The sequence below is a fragment of the Nocardia sp. NBC_01503 genome (genome assembly GCF_036327755.1).
In the GTDB taxonomy this organism is placed as follows: Bacteria; Actinomycetota; Actinomycetes; order Mycobacteriales; family Mycobacteriaceae; genus Nocardia.
This window is the reverse complement of record NZ_CP109596.1, coordinates 7,854,575-7,873,505: the sequence shown is the minus strand read 5'-3', so window position 1 is coordinate 7,873,505 and position 18,931 is coordinate 7,854,575. Positions and strand designations below refer to the sequence as shown.

Genomic DNA, 18,931 nt, shown 5'->3' with positions numbered 1-18,931 from the left:
TGGTCCGACCATTGCTCTTCGGATCGGATGCACCATGACCGATATCGTCACCCCTGCCACCACGGCGGACTCACCGCCCGTGACGGCCCCAGTCTACGACCCCGCCCTCACCAATGCGGATTTGGCCCCACTCCGTGAACAACGCTGGGGCAGTTACCACATCTTCGCGTTCTGGATGTCGGACGTGCACAGCGTCGGCGGATACGTCACCGCCGGAAGTCTTTTCGCGCTCGGCCTGGCCGGTTGGCAGGTCCTGGCCGCCCTGCTCATCGGCATCACCATCGTATATTTTCTCTGCAATCTGGTCGCCGCGCCCAGCCAGCACGCGGGTGTGCCGTATCCGGTGATGTGCCGCAGCGCGTTCGGTGTGCGCGGTGCGAACATTCCCGCGATCATCCGCGGCCTGATCGCGGTGGCCTGGTACGGAATCCAGACCTATCTGGCCTCGGCGGCGCTGATAGTCGTCGCGGTGAAGCTTCTCCCGAGCCTGGCCCCGTACGCGGTGGCCGATGACTACGGTTTCCTGGGGCTGTCCCTGCTGGGCTGGGGCGCGTACCTGGTGCTGTGGGTGGTGCAGGCGGCCGTGTTCTGGCAGGGCATGGAATCCATTCGCCGGTTCATCGACTTCTGCGGTCCCGCCGTCTATGTCGTGATGTTCGTGCTCTGCGGCTACCTGATCTACAAGGCGGGCTGGAGTTCGATCGATCTGCAATTGGGTTCGGTGAAGTACCACGGCTGGGATGCCCTGCCGGTAATCCTGGGCGCGATTGCCCTTGTCGTCTCATACTTCTGCGGTCCGATGCTGAATTTCGGCGACTTCTCTCGTTACGCGAAGTCGATGCGGGCGGTGAAGCGCGGCAACTTCCTCGGGCTGCCCGTGAACTTTCTGGCCTTCTCGTTGCTCGTGGTCATCACCGCATCGCTGACGATTCCGGTTTACGGCGAGCTCATCACCGATCCGGTGGAGACGGTCTCGCGCATCGACTCGACCTTCGCGATTGTCTTGGGCGCGTTGACCTTCACCATCGCCACCGTCGGCATCAATATCGTCGCCAACTTCATCTCCCCGGCCTTCGACTTCTCGCATGTGAGCCCGCAGAAGATCAGCTGGCGGATGGGCGGCATGATCGCGGCGGTCGGCTCGATCGTCATCACGCCGTGGAATCTGTACAACAATCCCGATGTCATCCACTACACCCTCGAGGTGCTGGGCGCCTTCATCGGCCCGCTGTTCGGCGTGCTGATCGCCGACTACTACCTGATCCGCAAGCGCACCATCGTCATCGATGACCTGTTCACCCTCTCGACCGCCGGAAGCTACTGGTACAGAAAGGGTTTCAACCCGGTAGCGGTGATCGCCACCATTGTCGGCGCGGCGGCCGCCGTCTTCCCGGTGCTCGCCAAGAACCTCACCGGGATGTACACCGCCGCGCAGTACAGCTGGTTCATCGGCTGCGGTCTGGCCCTGGTCATCTACTACGTCCTGGCCAAACGCTCCAGGTTTGCCATGAAAGTGTGACGGCGCCTACATAATCCGCATGGGTTCGCGTATTAGAGCCCACACCCGCAAAACCTGCTTTTCTCGAGCGGAATTAGTAGCGTGATCGGTATGCAGCTCTCCAGGTTCACCGATCTCGGATTGCGCGCCCTCATGCGGCTGGCGATCAGTGATCGGGCACAGGAGCGAGTCACCGTCAAACTCATTGCGCGACAGGTTAATGCCTCTGAGAACTATGTGGCCAAAGCGGTCTCGCGCCTGTCCGAACTGGGGTATGTGGAGTCGTTGCGTGGCCGTACCGGCGGGATATTCCTCACGCCCGCCGGACGGTCCACCACACTCGGCCGTATTGTCCGCGAACTCGAAGGCGATGCCGAAGTCGTCGAGTGCCTCGGCGTGAATCCGTGCCCGCTGGCGAGTGCCTGCCGTTTGCGGGGCATTCTCGCCCGGGCCCAGCGCGCCTTCTATGCCGAGCTCGACAACTTCACCCTCGCCGATCTGGTGGACCGCCGGACCGTGGAGCTGCTGCATCTGCCGGTCTTTCCGGCCGTGGCACTGATCGACGATTAGGAGACACCATGACCATCGCGCAGGATTCGGCGCCGTACGCCATCGCGGAGCTGGACCCCGGACACGCCGAGGCGATCAGGGCGACGCTACCGCTGGTCGGTGCGCATATCGACCAGATCACCCCGCTGTTCTACGCCAAGATGTTCGCCGCGCATCCGGAGTTGCTGCGGGACCGCTTCAATCGCGGTAATCAGACCCAGGGTGCGCAGCAGCGGGCATTGGCCGCCTCCATCGCCACCTTCGCCGCGCATCTGGTCGATCCGGCCCTACCGCATCCGCGAGAGTTGTTGTCCCGCATCGGGCATAAGCACGCTTCGCTGGGCGTCACCGCGGCCGAGTACCACATCGTGCACGAGCATCTGTTCGCCGCGATCGTCGAGGTACTGGGTGCGGAGACGGTGACAGCCGAGGTGGCCGCCGCCTGGGATCGGGTCTACTGGTTGATGGCCACCACGCTCATCGATCTGGAGGCCAAGCTCTACGCCGAGGCGGGGGTGGCACCCGGGGAGGTCTTCCGCGAGACCCGGGTGGTGCGGCGCGTCGACGATCCCTCCGGCGCGGCGACTTTCGTCGTCGAATCCGCCGATCCGGCGCGGCCACTACCGGATTTCCTGCCCGGACAATATATTTCGGTCGGCGCGCGGCTGCCCGACGGTGCGCGTCAGCTCCGGCAGTACAGTCTGATCAATCGCCCGGGGACGCATCGACTGGCCTTCGCGGTCCGCCGGGTGGTCGCCGCCGACGGCACTCCGGAGGGCGAGGTCTCCGCATGGCTGCACGAGAACATCGGCGCGGGCGATACTTTGGAGATCACGCTGCCCTTCGGTGATCTCACCATCGATCCGGATGCCACGACTCCGCTGGTGCTCATCTCCGCCGGTATCGGCGTGACACCCATGGCGGGCATTCTGGAGCATCTGGCCGTGACAACGAGCGACCGCCGAACGCTGGTCCTGCACGCGGACCGTTCGGCGGCCGCCCATCCGCTCCGCGACATCGTCACCACTTTGGTTGGGGGACTGCGTGATTCGGATTTCCGGGCCTGGTATCAGGCCGAGGGGCACGGTCTGATGGATATCTCCCAGGTCGAATTGCCACGGGACGCCGACTACTACCTGTGCGGCGGGAACAGCTTCCTGCAGGGGATACGCAGTCAGCTGCTGGCCGCCGGAATTCCGGGCAGCAGAGTACATTTCGAGCTCTTCGCACCCAATGATTGGCTGCTGGCGCCCGCCTAGCGGCGATTGCGCTCGGCGATATCGAGCACCTGCGCCAGCCACGGCGTATATCCGGCGGGCACCGCGGACATGGCGGTGCGCAGCTCTTCGATGCTCACCCACATGGTTTCGGCGACCTCCGCCGGATTCGGTTCGGGCACTTCGTCACCCACGCGCCCGAGCACCACGTGATCGAATTCGTACTCGACGCGCCCGGTGGCCGGATCGGCGGCCTGGTAGCTGAAGGTCCCGGCCTCGGTCAGCTCGACCGTGAGCCCCATCTCCTCGCGCAGTCGGGTGGCGGCGGCATCGATCACCGATTGCCCGGGTGCGGGATGCCCGCAGCAGGTGTTGGTCCACAGCAGCGGGAAGCGGGTTTTGACGCCCGCGCGCTGCTGCAGCAGTATCTGCCCACTGTCGTCGAAGAGCAGTACCGAGAAGGCTCGGTGCAGCCGTCCGGGCGCGGTATGGGCCGCGGCCACCGGCAGCGATCCGGTCGCGCGACCCTGCTCGTCCACCAGCTCGACGAGCAGGGTTTCGCGATCGACCGCCGCCGAGGCGTCGGGAGTGTCGAGAGTGCCGGTCACCGGCCTACCTTATCGGCGGCGATCATCAGGTATTGGAAGCTGCCCTCCTTGTACGAGGTCAGGAATGGTTTCTCCACACCGGTGGCCAGCTCGGAGTGGGTGCGCAGCTCCCAGTACGGAATGGTGTCCGGGGTCAGATCGGTGACCGAGACCGGCACCAGATTGTTGGCGGCCATGGCCTTGAAGTACTCGCTGCGCGGATGGATATTGCAGCCGTAGTGCGCGTCGATCCAGCTCACCGCCGCCGAGCGGGCGCCGAACACATCATTGGAGCAGCCGGTGATGCAGACATAGCGCCCACCGGGCCGCAGCAGCCGGGAGAACTCGGCGAAGAGTTCGTAGAGGTCCACGTACATGGTGGTCTCATTGGTCCAGATGCCGCGCATGGCACCGGATTCGAACCCGGTGTCGAGCATATTCTTGAAGTGGAACCGCACCTTGTCCGTCACACCGCGCTCACGCGCCTGATCATTGGCGAATCCGGCCTGGTATTCGGAGATGGTGACGCCGTCCATCCGGCAGCCGAAGCGCTGATTGGCCATGAAACTGGTGCCACCGCGCCCGGAGCCGCCGTCCATCAGCCGGTCACCCGGGCCGATATCGCCGAGATGGTCGAGCAGCAGATCGGCCTGTGCGGTCTCCAGGCGGTGCAACTCCTGCACCAGGCGCTGCTGGCGGGTGTCCTCCGGACCCTCGAGGACCGACAGATCGGGCGCGCCGATGCCGTAGTGGTGGTGGTAGAGCCCGTCCACCTCGCCGAGCACGGTATTGACGCGGTCGTCATTGGGATTGTTGTTCCAGTACGCGGCGACCGACTTCTGATAGTCGGTGCGCAGAACCTCGGTCTCGGAGTGCAGCGCGGTCATGGCAGCTCATCCTCTCGCTTGGGGAGTACCGATGAAGAGTCGAAAAACCGTGGAGCTCAGCTGGTTTCGTTATAGCGGCGGCTGCCGGCATGCCAGGCGCGATTACCGCCCATCCAGGCCCAGAGTCCGCCGAGGAAGCGGCGCAGTTCGGGGGAGCCGGAAGCGGCGAGCGCGCCCGCCTCGGCCTCGAACCGGTGCACCAGTTCGTCGTGCACCTCGGCGGTGCGTTGTACGGCGTCGGCGCGTGAGCAGTTCTCCTCGGCCGCGAGCACCGTGGGGAGATTGAATTCCCTTCCGCCGGAGAGGTCTTCACGGGCCATCGAGTAGAGATCGTTCACCATCTGACTGGCCAGTGCGGCGGTGGTGACCACCCGCCGCACCCGCGGATCGGTGTACTCCGCCGCGGGCAGTTCATAGCCGCCGACCGCGTCGATGGGCGCCATGCACGGCAGGAAGCTGTGCGGTTGGCGATTGAGCAGGTACTCCCACACCGGTGGCATGCGCTTGGCCCCACGCCAGCCCGCCTCCGCACCGAGGGCGATGAACCAGCCCGCGATCTCGGTGCGCAACCGGGCGACCTGGGTGGGGGAGGCGAAGCGCGAGAGGTGTTCGAAGGAGGTCCGGAAGGCCCGCAGAATCGGATCGCTCTGCATGGCCGCCTCCACCTCGGCCTGATACCGGACCGGCAGATGCACCGGATCCATTGCCGCGGCGGCCAATTCGAGCCGGGGACCCAGCTCGGCCGCGGCGTTGGAGTGCGACCCGTCCGGGGCGATATCGCTGGCATCCTCCTCGCAGTAGTAGTCGTCCACCGACCACTCCGAGACGGCGCATTTGGCCGCCGCCAGCAGCCGGTCGGCGTCATCGCAGTCCGGATGCGCGAGCATGATCAGCCGCCCGAAATCGGCTTTGCGGAGTTCGTCCAGACGACCCTCGTAGAGTCCGATCTCCTTGGCCCAGGACAGGATTCCGACATTCACCGCCTCGCCGAGCTCCGGATTGTCCCGCACCGGAGGTGGGCAGTACAGCGGTGGAATCGCTTGCCCGGCCTGGCGTGTGCGCCGCACCGATGCCGTGCCGATTCCGTTGGGGGCGTGAGGTACCGCCGGAGCGCCCGAGACCGCGGACGATGCCGTAGCGGGAGGTGCGACAGCAGGCGTGGCCGGGGGAGACGCCGCCGCGGCGGTGGCGGGGGTAGCCCCCACCGCCGCGCCGGATATCGCTGCCCGCCGGGCGGCCGACAGGGCTCCGAGTCCGCTGGGGCCCCGTGGTATTCGCCCGCTACCGGATGGTGTGCCCGGTCCGGCGGATTTCGGTGCCGCCCGAGGTGTGGTGGGCGGAGTGGGTACCCGCCCCGAGCTGTTCGCCCGGGGTATCGGTCGAAGCGGTTGTCCCACACCGGGTGTCGGTGGCGTAGGACGCAGGGCGGGCACCACGCCACCGGCGGGTGTGACCGGATGCGCCGCCTGGTCGGCGACGCCCGCGATCGTCCCGGAGGTGGGCAGATTCACCAGTAGGCTCGCGGACCCCAACCCCATGGGACCGAGTAGCCGTTTGGGCGGCAGATGCGCCTCGGCGGCATCCGATTCGCCCAATCGTGGATCATCCAGTGCGCCTCGGCTCTCCGGTGTCTCCGGAATTGCCAGCCGGGACGGCGCGTTCGGATCGAAGGATTTCAGCAGGGCGGCGACGGCCGCCGCCACCTCGTGGGTGGCGGGCGGCGCGGCGGCGCGGGACAGCACCGACATGGCCTGCTCCGATCAGTCGGACTGACGGGCGACCAGCACATTGTCGAGAATGCCGAGCGCGTCGGGGACCAGGACGGCAGCCGAGTAGTAGCAGCTCACGAGGTACGAGATGATCGACTGGTCGTCGATGCCCTTGAATCGCACATTCAGGCTGGGCTCGTACTCGTCCGGAATCCCGGTCTGGTGCAGGCCGATGACGCCCTGATCCTTCTCCCCGGTACGCATGGCCATGATCGAGGTGGTCTGGGTGCCGCTCACCGGGATCTTGCCGCACGGGAAGATGGGCACCCCGCGCCAGGCGGGTACGCGGTGGCCGTCCACCTCGACCGGATCCGGGTAGAGGCCGCGCTTACTGCATTCGCGGCCGAACGCGGCGATCGCCTTCGGGTGCGCCAGAAAGAGTTTGGTGCCGCGCCGCATGCTGAGCAGCTCGTCCATATCGTCCGGGGTCGGCGGGCCGGACTCGGTGTAGATGCGCTGCTTGAGATCGCAGTTGTGGAGCAGCCCGAAATCGGGATTGTTCACCAGGTCGTATTCGCGCCGCTCGTACATGGCCTCGATGGTCAGGCGCAGCTGCTGTTCGATCTGATCCATCGGATCGTTGAACAGATCGGCGACGCGGGTGTGTACCCGCAGCACGCTCTGTCCCAGGCTGAGCTCGTATTCTCGGGGCTGATCGTCGTAGTCGACGAAGGTGCCGTCGAGCAGCGGCTCACCGGAGTGACCCGAGGCGACCACGATCTCGGCCTCGCCGTATTTGTTCTGCGGTGCGGCGGGCAGATTCGCCACCGACTCCAAATGCTGTGCCAGCGCGGGGATCTGGTCATTGAGCTGTTCCAGGGCCTGCCGGGTCAGCACCAGCATGGTGGTCGGCGTGACGGTCTTGATGGTGACCGGCCAGATGGCATCGGGATCGACCAGGGTCTGGTCACCGTAGAAGTCGCCGCCGGCGAGCATGCCGAGCTTGGTGGTCTCACCGTATTCGCCGGTGCCCATCTTGCTGAGCTTGCCGTGCACGATGAGCAGCACCTGATCCATCGGATTCCCGAATTCGGCAACCACCGTGCCGGGGGCCAGATCTCGCTGTTCGAAGCGCTGCGAGACGGTGGAGAGCACCTCTTCGTCGGTGAAGCCGCGCAGCTGTGGCAGTTCCTGCAGTTCGAGTGGAATGACCCGGGCGTGCGGGCCATTGATGATGAACTCCACCTCGCCATTGCCGACGGTGTGGGTGAGGCGTCGGTTGACGCGGTAGACACCACCCTTGACCTGGGTCCACGGCAGGCTGCGGGTCAGCCACCGGGAGCTGATGCCCTGCATCTGAGGTTCGGATTTGGTGGTGTGCGCGAGCTGGCTGGCGGCGGCGGTGCTGAGGGTTTTGCGCTGGTGGTTGTCGGTCTGGAGGGGCAATTCAATGGTCATGCTGCGGTCCTCACCTCGAAGGGCCACCGCGTATACAAGCGGTGGAATCCACGGCGATAGGGCAGGCCCGAGATGGGCCTGCGAAAACTAGACATGTGGATGAAATGACAAGCGCGACAGTGCGTTCCAGCGATACCGATGGTAGGGCGGGCAATCGCATAAGCGCAGCGAAATGCATAAACATGATGTCTGGTGTATTGCTATCGCCGGGGTGTCGTGACTTCGCGGCCTCGCAATCGTGCGTTCGCAGGCATTTCAGCCGGGCCTTCGACCAGTGTGCTGACCGGCCGCGTATAGGTGATGATCTCGGCATTCGCAGCTTCACAAAAATAGCGGAACCGACCGGGCTGTTCGTAGAATTCGCCGCGCCCGGGGGTGTGCTCGCATGGTGCTGGTCACAGCGCCCACGCGATAGGGTGGCTCTATGGCAAGCTCATCTGGACGCGTTGGGGCGGATGACGCAGGTCACGAGCAGATTATGTCTGGGAGCGAAGCCGTGAAATTCAATACGAAGTCCGTTGTGGGGCCGATGCAGCGCCTGATGGCGACCGCTCAGAACGGGCTCGAGGTGATCCGGTTCGGGGGACTGGTTCACGAGATCGAATCCTCGCCGTACGAGATCGCCGAGCGTAAGCGCATGTATCGGCTGCGGCATTACTTCCCGGACGCGGTGGGAACCGACCGTCCGGTTGTGCTGTTGGTGCCGCCGATCATGGTCACCGCCGAGATCTGGGACGTGAATGCCGCCGACGGGGCGGTCGGCATTCTGCACGCCGCCGGAATCGATTGCTGGGTGGTCGATTTCGGCTCACCCACCACCGAGGAGGGCGGCTGGGATCGCGATCTCGCCGATCACGTCCTCGCGGTCAGCAGCGCCATCGATACGGTCAATGAATTGACCGGCCGCGGTGTCCATCTCATGGGTTACTCGCAGGGCGGCATGTTCGCCTACCAGACCGCGGCCTACCGGCTCGGTGGCGGTGTGGAGTCGATCGTCACCTTCGGCAGCCCCGTGGACGCGGTCGCGGGCATCCCGTTCGGTATTCCCTACGGTGTCGCCTCCGGCGCGGCGGAGTTCCTCGCCGATCATGTGCTGAACCGGCTGCCCATCACCGACTCCATGGTGCGCCTTGGCTTCCAGGCCCTGGACCCGGTCAAGACCGCCAAGGCGCGCATCGACTTCCTGCGCCAGCTGCACGATCGCGAGGCCCTGCTGCCCAAGGAGCGCCAGCGCCGCTTCCTCGAGGCCGACGGCTGGCTCGGCTATCCCGGGCCCGCGCTCACCGATCTGCTCCGGCAGTTCATCAAGCACAATCGAATGATGCTGGGTGGCTTCGTCATTCGTGACCAGCCCATCTCACTCGCCGATCTCAAGTGCCCGATTCTGGCGTTCGTCGGCGAGGTCGACGATATCGGCCAGCCCGCCGCCGTCCGCGGTATCGTGCGCGCCGCACCCAATGCCGAGGTGTATGAGGCCAGCGTGGTGGCGGGGCATTTCGGGCTCGTCTCGGGCTCCACCGCCACCAAGCACACCTGGCCGGTGGTGCGCGATTGGGTGAACTGGCTGAGCAACCGGGGTGAACTGCCCCCGCAGATCGTGCCGATGAGCCAGGAGGTCGCACGCAAGGGGCCGAGCACCGGACTCACCCGCGCCGTACACGCCGTCGGCAGCCTGGCCGAGGCGGGCGCGGGCCTGAGCAAGACCATCGAGGGCGTCGCCAGCCAAACCCTGCGCGGCACGGTCGAATTGACCGGTGAGGCGGCCCGCGCGCTACCGCGCCTCACCCGCCTGGGCATGATCCAGCCGCACACCCGAATCTCGCTGGGCCGCTTGCTCTCCGAACAGGCGCGGCGCGGACCGGACCGGGAGGCTTTCCTTTTCGAGGATCGCGTGCACACGCACTTCGCGGTGAATCAGCGCATCGACAACGTGGTGCGCGGGCTCATCTCGGTCGGGGTGCGACCGGCCACCCGGGTCGGCGTGGTCATGGAGACCCGGCCCAGCGCCATGGTCGCCATTGCCGCGCTGTCGCGGCTCGGCGCGGTCGCGGTACTGCTCGCGCCCCGCAGTGAATTGACCAAGGTCGTCGCGCTGACCGGGACGAAACTGCTGATCACCGATCCGGAGAATCTGAAGGACGCGGCCGCCACCGGGACCCGCGTACTGGTGCTCGGCGGTGGCGATGCGCGCGGACTGGATATTCCGGCCGGATGCGATGTCACCGATCTGGAGCAGATCGATCCCGCCGAGGTCACCCTGCCCGGCTGGTACCAGCCCAATCCGGGCCTGGCCCGAGAGCTGGCGTTCATTCTGGTGACCGGCACCGGGGATCGCTTCGATATCAAGTACGTCACCAATCACCGCTGGGCGCTGTCGGCCTTCGGTACCGCCTCGGCCGCCGATCTCGGCCGCCGGGACACCGTGTACTGCCTTGCGCCACTGCATCATTCCTCCGGTCTGCTGGTGAGCCTGGGTGGCGCGGTGGCCGGTGGCAGCCGGATCGCGCTGGCCCGCTCGCTCGATCCGGCGCAGTTCGCCGCCGAGGTGCACCGGTACGGCGTGACGGTGGTCACCTACACCTGGACCATGCTGCGCGACATTCTCGATGCGGACACCTTCCCCAACGGGCATCCGCATCCGATCCGGCTGTTCATCGGCTCGGGTATGCCCGCGGGTCTGTGGCGGCGCACCCAGGAGCGCTTCGCCCCCGCCCGGGTGCTGGAGTTCTACGCCTCCATCGAGGGGGATGTGGTGCTGGCCAATGTCTCCGGCGCGAAGATCGGCTCCAAGGGCCGCCCGGTTCCGGGCACCGCCAAGGTCGAGCTCATCGCCTACGATCCGCTCACCGACGAAATCCAGGTGGAGGATTCGGGTTTCGCGCGCCGCTGCGCCGAGAACGAGGTCGGGCTGCTCATCGGTACCGCCTCGGACACGGTGGATGTCTCCGCGGGCGGGCTGCGCGGCGTCTTCACCCCAGGTGATGCCTGGATGCCTACGGAGAACCTCTTCCGCCGCGACAGCGATGGAGATTACTGGCTGATGGACCGTCGCGACACGGTGATCCACACGCCGCGCGGCCCGGTCTACACCCAGCCGATCGTCGACCTGTTGAACGACATCACCGCGGTGGATATGGAAGTCGCCTACGGTCTGCCCGCGGGAGATCGCACCCTCGCGGTGGCGGCCGTCAGCATTCGCGAGGGTCTGCGACTGTCGCCGAAGGATGTCACCGAGGCCCTGCGTGATCTGGTTCCCGATCAGCGGCCCGATCTCATCTACGTGGTGGACGAGATCCCGCGCAGCTCCACTTTCCGGCCCTCCACCCGGGCGGTTCAGGCCGCGGGGCGTCCCGCGCCCGGCGATCGAACCTGGTGGTACAACCGGGAATCGGAGTCCTACGAGATCCTCACCGAGGAGCTCGCCGCACGTCTGTTCGCCTGATCGCGGTCTCGGGAGATGCCAACGGCGATCGGCCGGGTCGGGGGTCCGGCCGATCGCCGCGGTACCGACGAGTCTAGAGATCGCCGGACCGAGCTCGCATCCCCGAAATTCGGGGGCTCGGTAGCGGTCAACACTTTCGCACCGTTGACACTGTCGGCGCGGCGGTAGCATCGAGAAGGTGAATCCCCTTGCCGCACGTGTGATGTCCACTGTTGCCGGTCAACTCGGTAATCCGCACGGCCTGTTGGGTAAGGGCACCGCCCTCATGCTCAATCGGGTCAATCGATTCCTGATCGACGAGGCGGTGGCCGCGGCCGCGCCGGTGGTGGGGGAGACGGTCGCCGATATCGGCTTCGGCGGTGGCGTCGGACTCTCGCTGCTGTTGGACCGGGTGGGGCCCACCGGAACCGTGCACGGCATCGAGATCTCATCCGATATGTTGAATCGCGCCAAGACCAACCTCGCGACCGCGATCGGCGCGGGCCGATTGCAGGTGCTGGAGGGTTCCCTCACCGAACTACCGTTCGCCAAGGCCGGCCTGGATGCCGCGATAACGGTGAACACCATCTACTTCGTCTCCGAATTGGACCGCGTCTGCGCCGAATTCGCGCGCGTGCTCAGCCCGCAGGGCCGGGTAGCCATCGGCATCGGCGATCCGGACGGAATGGCCAAGATGCCCTTCACCCAATTCGGCTTCCGACTGCGCCCGGTCGCCGAGGTCATCGTCGCGCTCGAAGCGGCCGGTCTGGTGGTGGAGGTCCGCATCGTCGACCACAAACCGGTCCCCGGTCACATTCTCATCGCCCGCCCCAAGAACTGATACGGGCGAAGCTGGAATCATTGCGGCCGTGGCTAGGTCCCGGCGGTCTCGGCATGTCGGGTCACCGGGCCCATCGACTCGAGGCCCTACGAACTACCGGCGCGATCCCGAATTTGTTCCATATGGACCCTTCAGTATCGCTAAACGGTGGTTGGTCAACGAGGCATTGTTCCCTCGACTCGCTCGCTGAATCCTTTGAGGTGCAGTAGCACGAGTGAGATGAGGAACGAAAAGCCATGTCCGAGAACATGAAAAGCGGCGCCCGATGAGGGCGGCGCGGTCGGCGACCCTGGTCGCCGCAGCCATAACGGCCGGTCTGATGGCGGGACTGTTCGCCGGATTCGCCTACGCCGTCATGCCCGGTCTGAAGCGCGGCAGCGACGCCGCGTACATCGAGGTCATGCAGAACATCAATGTGGTCATTGTGAATCCGCTCTTCATGACCCTGTTCATGGGCGGCCTGGCGGTGGGGCTGGCCGCGGTGGTGACGAACTGGCGCTCCGGTGATCCGGCGGTCCGATACTGGGCCATCGCCGGATTCGCCTGCTACGTAGTGATGTTCCTGATCACCAGCGGCGCGAACGTCCCGCTGAACGACAAGCTGGCCGCTGCGGGCGATCCGGCGCAGATCCCCGATCTGGCCGCTGTCCGCGCGGACTTCGAGGGGCCGTGGGAGGCCTGGAATATCGCCCGCACCCTCGCGAGTGTGGCAGCGCTGGGCTGTTTCTCCTTGGCGCTCTTACGTTTCCGTCGTACCGCCGTGCAATCCGGTGCCGGACAAGCCGTCCTGGCGAGCTAGGGAATCACCGTGACAGTTCTCGCCTATGGGTTGGCCATTGTGCTCAACCTCATGATCATCCTTGTCGGAGTGCGGTTCCTGCTGGCTCCGGAGACCGCCGCGGCGGCCTACGGCGTACCCGCGAAGGCCGACGGTGATGCCGCCTACCTGAGCATCAAGGGCTTGCGCGATCTCACCTCGGGTGTCATCGGTTTGACTCTGCTCGCCCTCGCGGGCGCATCCGCCGAGGGCTGGTTCATGCTCGCCGTCGCGCTCACCCCGCTCGGTGACACCGCCATCGTCCTGCGGCACGGCGGTACGAAGGCCGTGGCCTTCGGAATCCATTTCGCCACGGCCGTAACCGTATTGATCAGCGCCGCATTGCTCTTCGCGGTCTGAACGGCGATCGGCCGGTCACCTTCGTGATGACCGGCCGATCGGGTGCCGTGTGCTACCGGTCAGACGGTGAAGGCGGTGATACCCTCGACGACCCGGTCGAGCTGTTGTTCGGTGAGGCCGGGCCAGAGGGGAAGGCGCACAATGGTTCCGGAGAATTCGGCGCTGCGGACGCAGGGGTTTGGGGTGCGGCCCAGTTTCAGGCCCGCGGGGCTGGAGTCCAGCGGGATGTAGTGGAACGGGGCCGAAATGCCCTGTGCGCCAAGGTGTCTGATGAGGTCGTCGCGGCGGTCCTCGGTGGGCACGCGCAGGAAGTACAGGTGGGCGGTGTGCTCGCGGTCCGCGGGGACTGTCATGAGCTGAACGTCGTTGCGGGCGGCCCAGTCCGGGAGCGTGGCCGCGTAGTGATCCCAGACGCGGTGACGGTTGGCCTGGATGGTGTCGAACTCCGCGAGCTGGGCGTCCAGGACGGCCGCGTTCAATTCGCTCGGCAGATAGCTGGAGCCGATGTCCTGCCACGAGTACTTGTCCACCGCGCCGCGCAGGAAGCGCGCGCGGTCGGTGCCCTTCTCGCGCACGATCTCCGCTCGCGCCATGAGGATCTCATCGGTGAGCAGCAGCGCGCCGCCCTCACCGCAGTGCACGTTCTTGGTGTCGTGGAAGCTCAGCGCGCCGACCGTGCCGATGGTGCCCAGCGGGCGTCCGCGCCAGGTGCCGCCGAGGCCGTGCGCGGTGTCCTCGATGAGCGCCAGACCGTGCGCGTCCGCGATCTGTTGCAGCCGTTCCATATCCGCGCCGACGCCGCCGTAGTGAATGATCACCACGGCTTTGGTGCGCGGAGTCACCGCGGCGGCCACCGATTCCGGATCGATATTGCCGGTCGCGAGATCGATATCGGCGAAGACCACCGTGGCGCCGCGCAAAGCCATGGCCGTCGCGGTCGAGGTGAAGGCGAAGCTCGGCACGATCACTTCGTCATCGGGTCCGAGTTCCAGCAGCAGCCCGGCCATTTCGAGCGCATGCGTGCACGAGGTGGTCAGCAGCGCGTACGGCGCGGCGGTGATACCGCGCAGCTTGGCGGTGGCCGCCGCGGTGAACGGGCCGTCGCCGTGGCTGTGGTCCGACGACAGCACGGCCTCCACATTCGCCAGCTCACCCGTGGCACGGAACGGACGGCTGAAGATGATGCGATCAGTGCTCACCCGGGTCGATTCCCCTCGCTCCTGCGTTGCTGTACCGGACATCCTGGCCCGCGTCCCGCGAATGCTGTTGCACCGGTCGCGGTGTCGGCGAATCTACCGTCAAATACAGCGGTTTGCCCACGAGCACGTGCAAGGCCACACCGAGATACTCGGCGATCAGGCCGAGTGAGAACAGCACCGCGCCCGAACACAGCAGCAGCACCGTCATGAGCGAGGCCCAGCCCTCGGGATCGGCGCCGCTGTTGGTGAGCGCGCGATAGACCACCCACGTCGCCATTCCCACACCCGCCAGGGCGAGGGTCACCCCGAGCATGCTCACCAGGCGCAGACCGCGAGTTCCACTGCACAGCACCATCTTCCAGAACAGCGAGAACAGTCGCCGGTAGTTGTACCCCGACTCCTCACGCCCCTCCGCTCGCAACTGCACCGGCACCTGCGCCACATCGCTCACCACCCAGGTGAGCGCCACATCCAGATACACGCCATTGGAGGCGACCTGCGCCAGCTGCCGCGCGATATCGCCGCGAATCAGCCGATAGCTCTCGAACCGGGTTGAATCCGGGAACGCGAAAATCGTTGCCAGCACGATCTTCGCGCCGCGCGAGGTGATATTGCGCAGGAACCCGTGCGGGCGGGTATTGACCGGTTTGGAGTAGACCAGATCCGCGCGCTGCGCCATGGCCGCGTCCAGGAAATCGGCGATGAACGCCGGATCGTGCTGCCCGTCCTCATCCATGGTGACGGTCCAGTCGCCGGTGGCGGCGGCCATACCCGCGATGGTGGCGGCGTCCTGACCGTAATTACGGCTCATCCACACCACCCGCACCTGCGGATAGGTCTGCTCCAACTCCTGCAACACCACATCCGAGCGGTCCGGCCCGTGATCGTGCACCAGCACGATCTCGTTCACCGTGAACTCCGCGCCCGCGGATGTGCGCACCGGTCCGCTCAACTTGTCCAGCTCGGCGACGAGCGCGGCAATGGTGTCCTGTCCGCGATAGACGGGGACGACGACGGAGACGGCGTGCACCCGCATCGGTCCGTGGGGACCGGAGGTGACGCTCGGAGCGGTCTGCGACCGGAGCGGGCGAGACGGAATCGGCATCAGCTGGATCGACTTTCGATGACGGTGCGTGCCGGTACTCCACGGCGAATGACAGAGCCCGAACCGCGCTGAACTCTAACACGGTGCAGGTGGCGGCTTCCGGGGTGCGAGATCATCACCCCATCATTCTTGTCACACAGCTTGATGCCGCTGAGCGCGACGCCCTGTAGGGTCTGGAACTCGTGGTGGAAAGTGCATTTTCGACGGTGGCGGAGACCGCCGGAACCGGGCCATCGGACAGCTCGGACAAGCGCGAGGTGTACCGCTGGGGAGTCGTCACCGCGATCGGTGTGACCCTCGGCTATATCGCGGTCCTGCTGGCCAATGCCCGCCACTTCTATACCGACGACAGCGAATCCCAGTACACCGGTCTATGGGTGTTCTTCGGGCGCGCCTTCCGTGACGGCCAATTCCCGTTCCTGATTCCGCAGCAGTGGATGTCGGGCAATTACACCAATGAGGAAGCGGGACTGTTCAACCCGCCGCAGCTGCTGATCGATCTGATCGCGCCCTCGGTGCCGAACCTGGCGGTGTACGCCACCATCGTCAAACTCGTCTTCGCGATCATCGCCGGACTCGGCGTGTACCGCGTCTGCCTGGCCTACGGCAGTCGCGCGCAGTGGGCGGCGGTCGCGGGTGTGGCCTTCCCGTTCACCGGCTTCTTCCTCTTCTTCGACGAGGCCAGCTGGTTCACCGCCATGAGCGGTACCGCGTGGATGATCCACGCCTGGGCCTGCTCGGTGCGCTACGCCCGCGGTAAGGGCGGGCCGATCCCGGTCTTCGTCTACCTGTACCTGGCCATTTCGGTGCAGTACGTATTCCCGGCGGTCGAGGCCGCCATCATGCTGGTCGCGGTCGCGGTGGGTGAACTGGTGTGGCGCGGGCGCGCCGCCTGGGCGCCGCTGACCCGGCTGACCGCGGCCGCCGCCTGCGCGGGTGGGGCGGGTCTGATCACCTTCCTGCCGAGCATGCTCTCGGCCAAGGTGAGCTGGCGCGGCACCTCGCAGATCAATAACGACCAGTTCCTCACGGTCCCGTGGTCCGAGTCGCTGAACGCCAGCCTGCCGAGCACGCTGCCCGCGTTCAACTCCTGGTGGGGGTATATCCAGCCGCTGCCCATGGTCTATATCGCCTGGTTCCTGATTCCGGCGCTGGCGTTCATCGACTGGCGTGCGGCCAAGGCGTATTGGAAGGAGCTGGTCTCCATCGCGATCTTCGCGATGGTGATGCTCATGTGGACCGCCGGGCCCGGCACCATCGGCCCGCTGCGCTGGCCCGCGCGCGTGCTGCCCATGCTGGCGCTGGGATTGCTGGTGCTGGTGTGCGTGCTGCTCGGTCGCTTCGGCACGGTGCGCGATTGGCGTAACCGCGGTATCGCCGCGGGCGTGCTGATACTGCTGCTGTGGGTGCGCACCTTCTCCGCCGATCCGCATCGGGTGCTCTGGCATGTGCTCTCCGCGGTGGTGGTGGGGCTGCTGGTGGCGGGCGTGGTGTGGCTGGGCCGCACCCGGGGCACCGCGGCGGCGGTCGCGCTGACCATCATCGCCATGTTCCCGATCACGTACTTCCAGGTGCGCGGTGTGCAGCCAACACCCATGTCGTGGAACCTGCCCGCGAATCGCGAGGAGGCCAAGGCCGCGTTCCCGAAGTTCAACAGCGGCACCACACTTCAGCTCGGTGATCGCGGCCTGCTGCAACCCGCGGACAAGAGTCTCGACGGTGCGTACGGCTCGCTGGTGTGGGGCAACTACGCCAAGGATCTCGAGCTCGACTACGTGAACGGCTATACGCCCAACGGGCACTTCTACTTCGGCGAAATGCTCTGCATGCGCTGGGACGGCAGCACCTGCCCCGACGCGTACCGGCGCATGTTCACCCCCGAACCGACCACCGGACGCGTTCTCGCCGATCTCATGCTGATCGACCGAATCGTCTTGCAGAAGGCCATGTTCCCCGACGCCGGGACACAGCCCGCGCCGGACGGCTGGCACTTCGTCGACGTGCCCGGACATGAGAAGTACATCTGGGTGCTCGAGCGCGACAACGGCCCGATCTCCACGGTCAACGGCCGCGTCGGCGACGCCACCGGTGTCGAGGCCACCTCGGTCTCCGAATCCGGCACCGGCAGCGTGGTGCGCGTCTCGTCCGAGGCCGGCGGTCGTGTCACCTTCGCCCGCCTGGGCTGGCCCGGTTACCGCGTCACGCTGAACGGTAAGACCATCCCGTTCACCACCGTCGCGAAATCCTTTGTCGCGGTGAATATCCCCGCGGGGACCAAGAACGCCGAACTCGAGGTCAGCTGGCGTCCGCCGGGCTGGAAGATCGGCATCGGCTCCGCCGCGGCCGGAGTCATCGGAGTCGGTGTCCTGCAGTGGCTCTACCTGCGCTCGCGCCGTCGCGGTGATGACGGCGGCGAGGGCGGCGACGATGTCACCCCCGTGCATCCCGATCCGAAACGCGAACTGGTGGAATCGGTTTCGTGACCACCGAGCAGTCCATGCCCTCGAATGACGCGGTGGCGGCCGAGACGGTTGCCGCCGCCGCGGATCCGGCTGTGGCGCAACCCGAAACGCCGGGCCCGTTACTTCGACTGGTGCGGCGGCAGGAGATCGCCTTCGCACTCGTGGGCGGCTTCAACACGCTGCTGGGCATGGTCCTGACCATCGTGTGGCTGACCGTCCTGAACGGCATGGTCTCCGAGGATGTGGCCGCCGCCCTCTCGGTGGCCCTGGCGTACACGGTGAGCGTCTTCATCGCCTTCGCCCTGCACCGCACCCTGGTCTTCCGGGTCCGCGGCCACCTCCTGCGCGACTTCGTGGCCTTCGTTGGCGTCAACTCGGTCGGCATGGTCCTGAATATGGCCCTACTGCAATTCGCCGTCTCGATCCTGCACGCCCCCGCCAAGCCCGCCGCCGTGGTGGTGATGGGTTTGGTGGCGGTTGCCAGCTTCTTCGGCCACCGCCACATCTCCTTCCGCCGAACCGATTCCCACCCCGCTCCGACGGACCGGTAGGTTGTCGACCATGTCGGAGGAAATCCTGGACCCCACCCTGCTGACCCTGCTCGCCTGCCCGCAGGACAAGGGCCCGCTGCAACTGGTCCACACCGAGACCGGCGACCCGGTCCTGTACAACTCCCGCCTCCGCATCGCCTACCCCATCGACAACGGCATCCCGGTCCTGTTGGCCGACGAAGCCCGCCCCGTCACCGACACGGAGCACACCACCTTCCTCACCCAGGTCTGAGATCGGCGACAGCCGTCACGGGAGCGCTCCCGGCCCCG

The 18,931-nt window shown here is 66.1% G+C and carries 16 protein-coding genes; 10 read left to right on the top strand and 6 right to left on the bottom strand.

Annotation, left to right across the window (positions count from 1 at the left end; genetic code table 11):
• Positions 1 to 34: 34 nt before the first annotated feature.
• The 3 genes from OHB26_RS36315 (at position 35) to OHB26_RS36305 (ending at position 3,306) form a co-directional block, all read left to right on the top strand.
• Positions 35 to 1,519 (top strand): NCS1 family nucleobase:cation symporter-1, encoded by a 1,485-nt coding sequence (locus OHB26_RS36315; RefSeq protein ID WP_330181761.1) that lies wholly within the window; start codon positions 35 to 37, stop codon positions 1,517 to 1,519.
• A 90-nt stretch (positions 1,520 to 1,609) separates the two neighbouring features.
• Positions 1,610 to 2,068 carry an RrF2 family transcriptional regulator gene (locus tag OHB26_RS36310; RefSeq protein ID WP_330181760.1) on the top strand — a complete coding sequence of 153 codons (459 nt, stop codon included), beginning with the start codon at positions 1,610 to 1,612 and terminating at the stop codon, positions 2,066 to 2,068.
• An 8-nt stretch (positions 2,069 to 2,076) separates the two neighbouring features.
• Complete coding sequence (locus OHB26_RS36305) at positions 2,077 to 3,306, top strand: globin domain-containing protein (RefSeq protein WP_330181759.1); 1,230 nt, start codon at positions 2,077 to 2,079, stop codon at positions 3,304 to 3,306.
• Here the strand turns inward: OHB26_RS36305 and idi are convergent.
• Genes idi through OHB26_RS36285 form a run of 4 tightly spaced genes read right to left on the bottom strand, consistent with a single transcriptional unit; the run spans position 3,303 to position 7,905 of the window.
• The gene (gene idi / locus OHB26_RS36300; RefSeq protein WP_330181758.1) at positions 3,303 to 3,872 is read right to left on the bottom strand and encodes an isopentenyl-diphosphate Delta-isomerase; all 570 of its coding nucleotides are present in this window, start codon (positions 3,870 to 3,872) and stop codon (positions 3,303 to 3,305) included. The two genes, OHB26_RS36305 and idi, sit on opposite strands and share 4 nt — an antisense overlap.
• Positions 3,869 to 4,738: a geranyl diphosphate 2-C-methyltransferase gene (locus tag OHB26_RS36295; protein ID WP_330181757.1), complete on the bottom strand. Its 870-nt coding sequence runs from the start codon at positions 4,736 to 4,738 to the stop codon at positions 3,869 to 3,871. Before OHB26_RS36295 ends, idi begins: the two co-directional genes overlap by 4 nt.
• Positions 4,739 to 4,794: 56 nt before the next feature.
• Positions 4,795 to 6,486, bottom strand: coding sequence for a family 2 encapsulin nanocompartment cargo protein terpene cyclase (locus tag OHB26_RS36290; protein ID WP_330181756.1), 1,692 nt, complete (start codon positions 6,484 to 6,486; stop codon positions 4,795 to 4,797).
• Between the two features lie 12 nt (positions 6,487 to 6,498).
• Positions 6,499 to 7,905: a family 2B encapsulin nanocompartment shell protein gene (locus OHB26_RS36285; protein ID WP_330181755.1), complete on the bottom strand. Its 1,407-nt coding sequence runs from the start codon at positions 7,903 to 7,905 to the stop codon at positions 6,499 to 6,501.
• 478 nt (positions 7,906 to 8,383) lie between these two features.
• Here OHB26_RS36285 and OHB26_RS36280 point away from each other — a divergent pair, with 478 nt between their 5' ends.
• The 4 genes from OHB26_RS36280 to OHB26_RS36265 all read left to right on the top strand — a co-directional run bounded on the left by OHB26_RS36280 (position 8,384) and on the right by OHB26_RS36265 (position 13,344).
• Positions 8,384 to 11,347 (top strand): AMP-binding protein, encoded by a 2,964-nt coding sequence (locus OHB26_RS36280; RefSeq protein WP_442942800.1) that lies wholly within the window; start codon positions 8,384 to 8,386, stop codon positions 11,345 to 11,347.
• A gap of 178 nt (positions 11,348 to 11,525) precedes the next feature.
• A complete protein-coding gene (locus OHB26_RS36275) occupies positions 11,526 to 12,167 on the top strand; it encodes a class I SAM-dependent methyltransferase (RefSeq protein WP_442942799.1) in 642 nt (213 codons plus the stop codon).
• Positions 12,168 to 12,432: 265 nt separating this feature from the next.
• On the top strand, positions 12,433 to 12,966 hold the full coding sequence (locus OHB26_RS36270) for an anthrone oxygenase family protein (protein WP_330181753.1): 534 nt from the start codon (positions 12,433 to 12,435) through the stop codon (positions 12,964 to 12,966).
• Between the two features lie 9 nt (positions 12,967 to 12,975).
• Complete coding sequence (locus OHB26_RS36265; RefSeq protein WP_330181752.1) at positions 12,976 to 13,344, top strand: DUF4267 domain-containing protein; 369 nt, start codon at positions 12,976 to 12,978, stop codon at positions 13,342 to 13,344.
• Between the two features lie 59 nt (positions 13,345 to 13,403).
• Here the strand turns inward: OHB26_RS36265 and rffA are convergent, their stop codons facing one another.
• On the bottom strand, positions 13,404 to 14,543 hold the full coding sequence (gene rffA, locus OHB26_RS36260; protein WP_330181751.1) for a dTDP-4-amino-4,6-dideoxygalactose transaminase: 1,140 nt from the start codon (positions 14,541 to 14,543) through the stop codon (positions 13,404 to 13,406).
• Positions 14,533 to 15,648 carry a glycosyltransferase gene (locus OHB26_RS36255; protein ID WP_442942798.1) on the bottom strand — a complete coding sequence of 372 codons (1,116 nt, stop codon included), beginning with the start codon at positions 15,646 to 15,648 and terminating at the stop codon, positions 14,533 to 14,535. The genes rffA and OHB26_RS36255 overlap by 11 nt, the downstream gene beginning before the upstream one ends.
• A 257-nt stretch (positions 15,649 to 15,905) precedes the next feature.
• On the opposite strand from OHB26_RS36255, the gene OHB26_RS36250 reads away from it, so the two are divergent.
• Genes OHB26_RS36250 through OHB26_RS36240 form a run of 3 tightly spaced genes read left to right on the top strand, consistent with a single transcriptional unit; the run spans position 15,906 to position 18,893 of the window.
• A complete protein-coding gene (locus OHB26_RS36250) occupies positions 15,906 to 18,131 on the top strand; it encodes a hypothetical protein (protein ID WP_330185889.1) in 2,226 nt (741 codons plus the stop codon).
• Positions 18,128 to 18,661 (top strand): GtrA family protein, encoded by a 534-nt coding sequence (locus OHB26_RS36245; protein WP_330181750.1) that lies wholly within the window; start codon positions 18,128 to 18,130, stop codon positions 18,659 to 18,661. The genes OHB26_RS36250 and OHB26_RS36245 overlap by 4 nt, the downstream gene beginning before the upstream one ends.
• Positions 18,662 to 18,671: 10 nt before the next feature.
• Positions 18,672 to 18,893 carry a Trm112 family protein gene (locus OHB26_RS36240; RefSeq protein ID WP_330181749.1) on the top strand — a complete coding sequence of 74 codons (222 nt, stop codon included), beginning with the start codon at positions 18,672 to 18,674 and terminating at the stop codon, positions 18,891 to 18,893.
• Positions 18,894 to 18,931: the final 38 nt, after the last annotated feature.